The organism is Sphingomonas sp. CCH10-B3, assembly GCF_001556185.1.
GTDB lineage: Bacteria > Pseudomonadota > Alphaproteobacteria > Sphingomonadales > Sphingomonadaceae > Sphingomonas > Sphingomonas aquatica.
Map to the genome: position 1 here is coordinate 16,187 of NZ_LSIJ01000061.1, position 9,944 is coordinate 26,130.

General features: G+C 66.6%; 11 protein-coding genes. 7 read left to right on the plus strand and 4 right to left on the minus strand.

Annotated features, from left to right (window positions below; translation table 11 throughout):
* Nucleotides 1–166: 166 nt before the first annotated feature.
* From AX672_RS09865 to AX672_RS09895, 7 genes are read left to right on the plus strand one after another with little or no spacing between them, the layout of a single operon-like run.
* Nucleotides 167–877, plus strand: coding sequence for a response regulator transcription factor (locus tag AX672_RS09865; protein ID WP_066651117.1), 711 nt, complete (start codon nucleotides 167–169; stop codon nucleotides 875–877).
* Nucleotides 864–2,417 carry a sensor histidine kinase gene (locus tag AX672_RS09870; RefSeq protein ID WP_269454047.1) on the plus strand — a complete coding sequence of 518 codons (1,554 nt, stop codon included), beginning with the start codon at nucleotides 864–866 and terminating at the stop codon, nucleotides 2,415–2,417. The genes AX672_RS09865 and AX672_RS09870 overlap by 14 nt, the downstream gene beginning before the upstream one ends.
* A gap of 16 nt (nucleotides 2,418–2,433) precedes the next feature.
* Entirely contained in the window at nucleotides 2,434–2,877 is a 444-nt protein-coding gene (locus AX672_RS09875; RefSeq protein ID WP_066650974.1) for an HPr kinase/phosphorylase, read from the plus strand.
* Nucleotides 2,874–3,833, plus strand: coding sequence for an RNase adapter RapZ (gene rapZ, locus AX672_RS09880; RefSeq protein WP_066650975.1), 960 nt, complete (start codon nucleotides 2,874–2,876; stop codon nucleotides 3,831–3,833). Before AX672_RS09875 ends, rapZ begins: the two co-directional genes overlap by 4 nt.
* Before the next feature lie 10 nt (nucleotides 3,834–3,843).
* Nucleotides 3,844–4,251: a PTS sugar transporter subunit IIA gene (locus tag AX672_RS09885; RefSeq protein ID WP_066650976.1), complete on the plus strand. Its 408-nt coding sequence runs from the start codon at nucleotides 3,844–3,846 to the stop codon at nucleotides 4,249–4,251.
* On the plus strand, nucleotides 4,248–4,520 hold the full coding sequence (locus tag AX672_RS09890; protein ID WP_066650977.1) for an HPr family phosphocarrier protein: 273 nt from the start codon (nucleotides 4,248–4,250) through the stop codon (nucleotides 4,518–4,520). The genes AX672_RS09885 and AX672_RS09890 overlap by 4 nt, the downstream gene beginning before the upstream one ends.
* A 20-nt stretch (nucleotides 4,521–4,540) precedes the next feature.
* On the plus strand, nucleotides 4,541–5,338 hold the full coding sequence (locus tag AX672_RS09895) for a TrmH family RNA methyltransferase (RefSeq protein ID WP_066650978.1): 798 nt from the start codon (nucleotides 4,541–4,543) through the stop codon (nucleotides 5,336–5,338).
* Between the two features lie 12 nt (nucleotides 5,339–5,350).
* On the opposite strand, the gene AX672_RS09900 is transcribed toward AX672_RS09895, so the two are convergent.
* The 4 genes from AX672_RS09900 to AX672_RS09915 all read right to left on the minus strand — a co-directional run bounded on the left by AX672_RS09900 (nucleotide 5,351) and on the right by AX672_RS09915 (nucleotide 9,924).
* Nucleotides 5,351–6,298, minus strand: a complete 948-nt coding sequence (locus tag AX672_RS09900; RefSeq protein WP_066650979.1) for a hypothetical protein — start codon at nucleotides 6,296–6,298, stop codon at nucleotides 5,351–5,353.
* Nucleotides 6,299–6,355: 57 nt separating this feature from the next.
* The gene (locus tag AX672_RS09905) at nucleotides 6,356–7,606 is read right to left on the minus strand and encodes a tetratricopeptide repeat protein (RefSeq protein WP_066650980.1); all 1,251 of its coding nucleotides are present in this window, start codon (nucleotides 7,604–7,606) and stop codon (nucleotides 6,356–6,358) included.
* Nucleotides 7,607–7,658: 52 nt separating this feature from the next.
* Complete coding sequence (gene rmuC / locus AX672_RS09910; protein WP_066650981.1) at nucleotides 7,659–9,041, minus strand: DNA recombination protein RmuC; 1,383 nt, start codon at nucleotides 9,039–9,041, stop codon at nucleotides 7,659–7,661.
* 94 nt (nucleotides 9,042–9,135) lie between these two features.
* Nucleotides 9,136–9,924: a hypothetical protein gene (locus AX672_RS09915; RefSeq protein WP_168727421.1), complete on the minus strand. Its 789-nt coding sequence runs from the start codon at nucleotides 9,922–9,924 to the stop codon at nucleotides 9,136–9,138.
* Nucleotides 9,925–9,944 lie beyond the last annotated feature (20 nt).

A 9,944-nucleotide genomic window follows, 5' to 3' on the forward strand; every position in this document is an offset into this window, starting at 1 on the left:
CCTAAAAACTCCCACGCGCTGCCCCGACCAGGCCAGCGCATACGTATGCTGGGGGGCGCATATCGCCGCGCCGCGTTCGGGTCAAATGGCAGCGACCGCCGCCCGCGCGGCGCTGATCGCCAGCCGGTTGAGCAGGCGCGCGCTTTGTCCTAGGCGTTACAGCGTGATGACCGCTTCGATCGCTCTCGTCGATGACGACCGCAATATCCTGACCTCGGTATCGATCGCGCTGCAGGCCGAAGGCTTTGTGACGCGCGTCTATTCCGAAGGCGAAACCGCACTCAAGGCGCTGATCGACAATCCACCCGATCTCGCGATTTTCGACATCAAGATGCCGCGGATGGACGGGCTCGAACTGCTGCGGCGGCTGCGCGAAAAATCGGCGCTGCCGGTTATCTTCCTGACCAGCAAGGACGACGAGCTCGACGAAGCGCTCGGCCTTGCAATGGGTGCCGACGATTACATCGCCAAGCCCTTTTCGCAGCGGCTGTTGATCGCCCGCATCCGCGCGATCCTGCGCCGCGCCGAACTGGCGCAGCCGCCCGCCCCCGGTGCCGAAGCCGCGCCGCCGACCGAAATCCTCGAACGCGGACGCCTCGCGATGGACCCGGCGCGCCACCGCGTCACTTGGGACGGCAAGCCGGTGACGCTGACCGTAACCGAATTCCTGATTCTGGAAACGCTCGCGCAGCGCCCCGGGATCGTCAAGAATCGCAATCAGCTGATGGATGCCGCCTATCAGGACGACATCTATGTCGACGATCGCACGATCGACAGCCACATCAAGCGCGTGCGCCGCAAATTCCGCCAGGTCGACCCCGATTTCGACGCGATCGAAACGCTCTACGGCGCGGGATATCGTTATTCCGAGGAATGACTTCGAACCCGAGCTGACGCTGCGATGGTCGGGCCGCGTTTCGCTGACGCGGCGGATTCTGGCGGTCAACATCTTTGCGCTCGCGATGCTGGCGGGCGGCTTTTTCTACCTCGATTCGTACCGAAGCCGCATCGTCGACAGCCGCGTGGCGCAAGCCCGACGCGAAGCGATGCTGATTGCCGCCGCCCTCAACGCAGTACCGGAGCGAGAGCGTCGGGCGCTTGCTCTTGAACTCGCGCGCGACTCTGATGTCCGGCTGCGCCTGTTCGCGCGGAGTGGGGTCGAAACTGCCGACACGCGCGCGATGGGTTTGCGCAATTTCGTGCTGATCGATCCCGACAAACAGGGCTTCGGCCCGGTGGCGGGACGGTTTCTCGACGCGATGATCGACACCGTGGTCGGCGCCGAACGTGCGCCGCTTTATCGCGAGCGCGTCTCGGGCAGCGTCTGGCCCGATGTCGCCGCCGCGCTATCGAGCGGCGCGCCCGCCGCCAGCGTTTGGCGCGCGCCCGACCGCACGCCGATCATCACCGCAGCCGCGCCGCTTTCGGGCGGCGGGGTGGTGATGACCGCCAACAATGCACGCGACATCACCGCGACGGTGCGGATCGAACGGTTCCGGCTGTCGATCGTGCTCGCGGTAGTGACGATCGTGTCGATCTACCTGTCGCTGTTCCTTGCCCGCACCATTGTCGGGCCGCTGCGACGGCTGGCGCGGGCAGCAGTGCGGGTCCGGCTGGGGCGCGCGCGCGAAGTCGTGGTGCCGCGCCTGCCCGATCGCCGCGACGAGATCGGCAGCCTCGCCCGCGCCATTTCCGACATGAGCCAGGCCCTGCGCGCGCGCATCGACGCGACCGAGGCGTTCGCGGCCGACGTGACGCACGAGCTCAAGAACCCGCTGGCCTCGCTGCGTTCGGCGGTCGACAGCCTGGCCAATGTCCGCCAGCCGGCGCTGCAGGAGCAATTGCTGGCGGTGATCCGCGACGACATCCACCGCCTAGACCGGCTGATTTCCGACATTTCGGAAGCATCGCGGCTCGACGCGCAGCTCAGTCGAGCGAAATTCGAGCCAATCGATATTGCCGCGATGATCGACGCGCTCGCCGCCTCGCGCGCGGCGCGCGGGATCGAGCGCGGCGTCCGGCTCAAGATCGACCGCGGCGATGGCAACCCGATCTGTGTTGCTGGCGAAGGTGCCCGGCTCGAACGCGTGTTCGAAAATCTGATCGACAATGCGCTGTCCTTTTCGCCCGACGACGGCATGATCACGGTCGCGCTGGCGCGCACTGCCGAAGACGCCGTGATCCGCGTCGAGGACGAAGGGCCCGGCGTGCCGCCTGAATCGCGCGAAGCCATCTTTCGGCGCTTCCACTCGATCCGCCCCGAAAGCGAAGCCTTTGGCAAACATTCGGGGCTCGGGCTGGCAATTGCGCGTACGATCGTCGATGGGCATCAAGGCACGATCACCGTCGAATCGCGCGATGATCGCCTGAGCGGCGCGCGGTTCGTAGTGACCTTGCCGTTGGCCGACCCTCTCTGACGCTGGAGCCGCTTGCGTGACTGTCGTTTCATCCGAAACCCTGCACGTTTCCTGCGTCGCGATCGGCGACCACGCCGTGCTGATCGAGGGGCGTTCGGGCGCGGGCAAATCCGACCTCGCGCTCCGCCTGATCGATCGCGGCGCGCGGCTGGTGAGCGACGACTATACGCTGGTGATCCGCGACCGCGACCGGTTGCTCGCCACCGCGCCCGCCACGATTGCCGGCAAGATCGAAGTGCGCGGCATCGGCATCATCGCCATGCCTGCGGTCGAGCGCGTGCCGGTCGCGCTGCTGGTCGAGTTGAGCGACGATGTCGAGCGGATGCCGCCCGATATGGTTATCCGCACGATTGCCGGGATCAAGGTGCCCGTCATCGCGGTCGAGGGCCATTATGCCTCGGCGCCGATCAAGGTCGAACTCGCGCTCAAAACGCGAACCGCGCCCCGGACATCGGCATGAGTCGCGACCGTCCGCGCGATATCCTGCTCGTTACCGGCATGTCGGGCGCGGGCAAGTCGACCGTGCTCAACGCGCTTGAGGACATGGGCTGGGAAGTGCTCGACAATCTGCCCGTGCGGCTGATCGATCGCTTGCTGGCGCCGATGCCCGGCGCGCGCCCCGACGAGCGCGACCGGCCGCTCGCCATCGGCATCGGCGCGCAGACCCGCGATTTCGATCCCGAACGCATCGTCAAGCTGATCAACCGGCTGCGCAGCGAGGACGGCCACGACATCGGCACGCTCTTCCTCGATTGCGCGGGGTCCGAGCTCGAGCGCCGCTATTCCGAAACGCGGCGGCGCCATCCGCTCGCGCTGGACCGGCCGGCGGCCGATGGCATCGCGCAGGAACGCGGATTGCTCGCCCCCTTGCGCAGCTGGGCGAACCGGCTGATCGACACCACCAATATGAGCGCCAATGCGCTGGCGACCCAGATCCGCACCACGTTCGCGCGGCAGGGGCTCGGCGAGCCGACGCTGTCGGTGATGTCGTTCGGCTTTGCCCGCGGGCTGCCGCGCGATGCCGATCTCGTGCTCGACATGCGGTTCCTGCGCAATCCGCACTGGGACGAGGCGCTGCGTCCCGGCACCGGGCTAGACCCTGCGGTCGCTGCCTATGTCGCGCGCGATCCTGCTTATGACGGGGCGATGGAGGCGATCGACCGGCTGTTGCTGCTGCTGTTGCCGCGCTACCGCGCCGAGGGCAAAAGCTATGTGACGATTGCGTTCGGCTGCACTGGCGGGCGGCATCGGTCGGTGCATGTCGCCGAACGTACCGCTGCACGGTTGCGCGACGCGGGATTTTCGCCCACGGTCGCGCACCGCGATCTTGGCGCGGCGCCTCAGGACTCGCTCGAGGGCTTGCCGACCGCTACCGAACGCGAAGAGGCTCGCGAGCCGGGGACGATTTTGAAGTGATTCGACCATTATGATCGGGCTGGTACTGGTAACCCACGGCCGCCTCGCCGCCGAATTCGTGACGGCGATGGAACATGTCGTCGGTGCGCAGGAGCGAATCGAGTCCATCGCGATCGGCCCGGACGATGACATGGAACTCCGGCGTGCCGACATCGCCGCCGCCATTGCGCGAGTCGACGACGGCAGCGGCGTGATCGTGCTGACCGACCTGTTCGGCGGCACCCCGTCCAACTTGGCGATATCGCTGATGGTGCCGGGCCGGGTCGAAGTGATCGCGGGCATCAACCTGCCGATGCTGATCCGGCTGGAAGGCGCGCGCAAGGCCCTGAAAGTGACCGAGGCAGTCGCCGCCGCGCGCGACGCCGGCCGCAAATACATCTCGGTCGCCTCGCAAGTATTGGGTGAAGCCGCCGCGTGACCGACGTTCGCCGCACCGTCCTGATCGCCAATATCCGCGGGCTCCACGCACGGGCGAGCGCGAAGTTCGTCACGCTCGCCTCTGGCCTGCCGTGCGAAGTGACGGTCGAAAAGGACGGCGCGGCGGTGACCGGCACGTCGATCATGGGGCTGATGATGCTTGGCGCGGCCAAGGGCGATTCGATCACGATCAGCGCGACCGGCGACGGCGCCGAGGAAGCGGTCGCGGCACTGGCGGCGCTGGTCGAGGCCAAGTTTGACGAGGAATAGCGCGGGAAGGCTGCGCTGACATGCCCCGCGAGATAACCGCCTACTCCAACCCGCTGATCAAGCGCGTCCGGTCGTTGCGCGAAAAGCGCCATCGCCGGGCCGAGGGGTTGTTCCTGGCGGAGGGCCTGCGCATCCTGACCGAGGCGCGCGAGACCGGGCGGCTACCGCAATATCTGTTCTTCGCCCGCGACAGCGCCGCGCATCCGCTCGTCCGCGCCCTTGTTGCCGATGTCGAAAAGGCAGGCGGCGAAGCGATCGAGACGACGCCCGATATCCTGTCGAAGCTGTCGGGCAAGGATAATCCGCAGGCCGTGGTCGGCGTGTTCGCCGAATTTGCAGCGACACTTGCCGACATCGACCGCGCCACCGCACCGATCTGGCTGGTTGCCGAGCGGCTGCGCGACCCCGGCAATCTCGGTACGATCTTGCGGACCGGCGACGCCGTCGGTGCGGGCGGGCTGATCCTAATCGGCGACTGTGTCGATCCGTTCAGCGTTGAAGCGGTGCGCGCGAGCATGGGGGCGCTGTTCACCGTGCCTGTCGTGCAGGCCGAATGGGGCGACTTCCTCGGCTGGCTGCGTGCCGGGCCGGGCCAGCTGATCGGCCTCAGCCTCGACACCGACCGCGATTATCGCGCGGCCGGCTATCGCTCGCCCTGTTTCCTGCTCACGGGGAACGAAGCGCAGGGCATGCCCGATGATTATGCCGCCGCCTGCGATCTGCTCGTAAAAATCCCGATGCGCGGCAAGGCCGACAGCCTCAACGCTGCCGTCGCGACGGCGGTGATGGCCTATGAGGTGCTCGCCCAGCTCGGTTGAGCTACGCAGTGCTCAAAAGGCAGGGCGACCGCTTTCCTCAGTAACGAAGGCAAGCAGCGCCTTTTCCAGCTCGTCGAGCGTGCCATCGGCCTCGACCTGCGCCTTCAGCCACGCCGCTTCTTCGGGCGCGATGGCGCGATCGGCGGCGACCGCCGCGTCATGGTCGGGCTTGGGCGCCTTGCTGCCGAACAGTTCGAGGAAGGCGCCGTTCGCGAAAGATTGTCCCACCCGGGCCAGAAATCCGCCGACGCGCACGTGGTTGTCGCTCATGAAAGCATCGAGTTCGGCAGCGCGCTCTCGGCTCAGCGCACGATAATCGTTGTGCGCCATCAGGTGATTGCCCACTGCCTGCACGAACAGCGTCTTCCACTCGGGCGCATTGGGCGCATCCATCGTCGCTGCCTTCAGCCGGAACAGCAATTCCGCCTCGGCGCGGCTGATGCTCGCGGGGCCGTCACCGGCCGCTGCGAACAACATCCGGCGCAGCAGCGCGACTTCCGCCGCGTTGATCGATCCCGGATCGAGCGCACCCGCGCCCCGCGTCGGTCCGCTGCCGGTCGCCACCGCCGCCTCGATCTGCGCAAGTGCATAGGCCTTCAGCGAGTCGGGGACATTGACCGCCGTTTCCAGCACCTTGACCAGCAGTTCGAGCTCGGCGCGCGATTCGACCCGGCCGTCGGCGTCGATCCGCGCGATCAGCCAGCCGGCCTTGGCGGCATCAACATAGCCGGTCGGCTGCTGCTGGCGCACGACATAGGCCGTCATTGCCTCGACGAAGAAATCGACCCATTCGGTCGGCGGCGCGGCAATCGCGTCGTTGAGCGCGAAGATCGCATCGGCCTCGACCGCATCGATGCTGCCGTCGGGCCAGGCGACACGGCGGATCGCCAGCACGTCATCGGCGGTCATCACCGCGCGTGCTTTCAGCGCATCGGCAAGCTCGATCATCGGCACGATCATGGTGCGGGCATCCCGGTTGTTTGGACCCGGGCGTAGCGCCGACTGGTTGATTTGGTGCTAATGCGCAGGCGGCGGCGTCACCGGCGTCGGGTACCAGCGGTTGAGCGCCGGCGTGAACTCGACCGGCAGCGCGCGGAACCGGTCGCGCAACAACTCGGCCAGCGCGGGCTCGTCGCGCACCGCGGCAAAGAAGCGGGCTTCGCGGGCCCGGCGGAACCGCGCCGGCTGCAACAGTTCGAACGCCAGCCCGCCAGCCGGTCGGCTTGCTGCTTCGCTTGCCAGCACACGCGCCGCAAGCCGACGATCATCGACGCACAGCGCATAGCGAACCGCGATCGTCAGCGTCGACTTGATCACGAACTGGTAGTCGGTCGGATTGGTATCAGCGAGCATCTCCGCTGCTTCGGCACTGGCTTCGGCAATGCGCCCCAGCCCGTGCAGCGCGCAGGCGCGGACCCAACTGAATTCGCGTCCCGCTCCCGGCACACGGTCACCGCTGCTGCCTGGGGCCGCGCTCTGTCCGAACGCCGCCCGCGCGGCGTCGATGGCCGTCAATGCTTCGCCATAGCGGCCCGATTCAGCGAGCAGAGCGGCGCGATTGATCATCAGGTTGACCGAATAAAAGCGTTCATTCCCCATCGCCGCCGTCGCCTCGTCGAGCGCGGCGATCGCCCGGCCATAATCGTCGGCTTCCCGATAAATGCCCGACAGCCGAATGGCGAACGCGACCCATTCGAACAGCTCCGAGTCGGTGGTGCCGGGCTTCGCCGGGCGATTGGCCTTCAACAGCGCAATGGCCTCATCGCGTCGGCCCGCCGCCTCCAGCCGGGTTGCCAGCCTGAGCAGCGCCCGGCCCTTTGGCCGCGCCGAGGATTCGGCGGTGCTGAGTGGACTGAGCGAATTGAGCGGCCCCGCGTCGGCAAAGGCACGGCGCGCCACGCCGATCTGGTCGTCGCGCAGCGTTTCGACCCCGGCGCCTGCCCATTTGATCAGCGCCGGCCACAGCGGCATCATGCGGCGATCGGCGAGCATCGCCAGCACCGGCTCGACGGCATCGATCGCGACATAATGATCACCGCGCAAATCATGAAACCGGATGGCCGCGCGGTCGGGCACGACGACCAGTTCGGCAATCGTGCCAGGCATGTCGGGCAACGGCACGCTCGCGAGCACGCGCAAGGGCGGCGGCGCCGCGCTCACTACCGGCAGCGCAGGCGACGTGACAATGTTGGGCGCATTCCGCGTCTGTTTCTTGTCCGCCTGCGCCGACGCGGCCCCGGGCAGGGCCAGCGCCAATCCGGCCAGCATCCACCCGACCCTTATCGTCAATTGCATGTCGACCCCCGCGCCCTTCTGTCGATCACTCGCCGGTGCTTGGCTCGCTCAATAGCGGCACATCATCAACGCGCGCCAGTGCCTCGACATGCGCAACATCCTCGATTTCGCGACTGCCGGTCTCGATGTCGAGATCACGGAATTTCTTGCCGGTTACGACCAGCCGGCCATTGAACGAATTGGCAAAGGCATTGAAATTGCCGACCGCGCTGTTCAGCCCGCGACCGACCTTGTTCATGTCCTCGGCAACCTTGGCGAGCCGCTCGTAAAGCTCCTTGCCCAACCGGCCGATTTCGGCCGCCTGCCGCGCCAGATTTTCCTGCCGCCACACCGCCGCGATCGTCCGCGCGATCGCGACCAGATTGGTCGGCGTCGCGATCAGCACCTTCTTGGCAAAGGCGTCGTCCCACAGCTTAGGGTCGTGTTCGAGCGCCGCCGAGACGAAATGCTCGCCCGGCACGAACATCACGACGAAATCGACGGCTTCCTTGAACTGCGCTTCATAGGATTTGCTGCCCAGCGCCATCGCATGGGCGCGCATCGACGCGGCGTGCGCACCGAGACCCTTGATCCGCTCGCCCTCATCCTCGGCCTCGAACGCGTCCTGATAGGCATTGAGCGAGACCTTGGCATCGACAACCAGCAGCCGCCCGCCGGGAATGCGGATGATGACATCGGGCCGCAGCCGCCCGTCTTCGCCGCTCACGCTCACCTCGGTCTGGAAATCGGCATGTTCGGACAGGCCGCACGTCTCGAGCACATTGCGCAATTGCTGTTCGCCCCAGCGCCCGCGCGCCTTGGGCGCGTTGCGCAGCGCATTGACCAGCCGCGCGGCTTCGCTGCTCACCCGCTCCTGCCCGATCCGCAGCCCGTGGAGCTCACCCTTCAACTGGTCGAACGCGCTCGCCCGCTCGGTCTCGACCTTGCGCACCGTCTCTTCATAGCGCGACAGCCGCTCGCTCACCGGCGCGAGTAGCGAGCGCAGATTCTGGCCGGCGACTTCCTCGGATTGGCGGAACCGCTCATCGGCGCGCTTCAGGAATAGCGCCTGCGCGTCGTTGAGCAGCTTGTTCGACACTTCGGCGAACTGCGCGCTCATGGCATCCTTGGCGTCGCGCAGCTCGGCGATCCGCGCCTCGAAAGCCGCGCTTTCGGCCTTCAGCGTTGCGACTTCGGTCAGTACCGCCTCACGCTCGCCGCGCACCCGGTCGAGCGTCGTCGTCAGCGCGTCCACCGCCTTGGCGCGTTCGCTCGCCGCCGCGAGATCGGTGATCGCGCGGCGGAAATCATCGACTGCCTTGTCGCGCTCGGCGCGGGCCGATCCCGCTTCCCCGCGCCCGACCAGCCAGCCGACCGCAAGCCCTCCAAGCAAAGCGGCAACAATCAGGACAATAGCAAGCAAATCCAAGCGTTTCAGGCTCCAACTTCGGCGGAACGAAGCGCGAACCTACCTGCACTTTTCCAACATTACAACCCGCTCGGCCTGGCCGGCGCGCGACGCGTCAGGCAAAAATCTGCGCGAGGTCTTCGATGCCCGTTCCTTCGCGAACGCGGCGCAACTCGATGTAACTGACCGCAACGATCGTCGTCGAGAACACCGACGACAGCGTGGCGCTGATCGCGGTCGAGATCGCCGGCGCCACGAACGGCGCGCCAAGCGCTCCACCCAGTGCCATGAACATGCCGAGCGGGATCGACAGCACCCAGAGCATCACCAGCATCACCAGAAACATCGCGAACAGCCGCCAGCGGCTGCCCCGCGTCAGTGCGCGGCTGCGCGACAGGCTGCCGAACACGCCTTCGCGTTCCTGCACCAGCACCGGCACTGCCACGACCCAGCCGAGCGCGAGGTAAATGCCGGGCACGATCAGGAACAGCAGCCCGATGCCGATGGCAACGCCCGACACGAGCCCGATCGCGATCAGCGGCAGCAGCACCGCAATCGCGGTGGCGAAGCAATCACCGATTTGCGGCCGCCCGCCATTCAAGTCCTCGATCGTCGCGCGGCACAACATTGCATTGAGCAGCCCACCAAAGATGATCGCGAACAACAGGTAGAGCCCGCTAAAGCCAAAATATGTCGTCATCGCGCTCGCGGTCGGGACAACGCCCGGCTGACCAATCCCCAGGGTCGAGAGCTGGAGATATTGCAGCCCCATCTGCGGGATGCCGTTCACCACGAACGACAGCCCGAAAAACAGCGGTGCGTTGCGGCCGATCACCGAAAAGGTCAGGCTCAGCACCCGACCGATCTCGAAATTTTCCTGAAACGATGGTGCTACGGTCGCCATGTCGCTGTTCCCCCGAACGC

Bases quoted from the DNA above. Each gene is read 5' to 3' on its own strand.
- AX672_RS09865 (WP_066651117.1), top strand. From the start codon at position 167: ATGACCGCTTCGATCGCTCTCGTCGATGACGACCGCAATATCCTGACC.
- rapZ (WP_066650975.1), top strand. From the start codon at position 2,874: ATGAGTCGCGACCGTCCGCGCGATATCCTGCTCGTTACCGGCATGTCG.
- AX672_RS09885 (WP_066650976.1), top strand. From the start codon at position 3,844: ATGATCGGGCTGGTACTGGTAACCCACGGCCGCCTCGCCGCCGAATTC.
- AX672_RS09895 (WP_066650978.1), top strand. From the start codon at position 4,541: ATGCCCCGCGAGATAACCGCCTACTCCAACCCGCTGATCAAGCGCGTC.
- AX672_RS09900 (WP_066650979.1), bottom strand. From the start codon at position 6,298: ATGATCGTGCCGATGATCGAGCTTGCCGATGCGCTGAAAGCACGCGCG.
- AX672_RS09905 (WP_066650980.1), bottom strand. From the start codon at position 7,606: ATGCTGGCCGGATTGGCGCTGGCCCTGCCCGGGGCCGCGTCGGCGCAG.
- AX672_RS09915 (WP_168727421.1), bottom strand. From the start codon at position 9,924: ATGGCGACCGTAGCACCATCGTTTCAGGAAAATTTCGAGATCGGTCGG.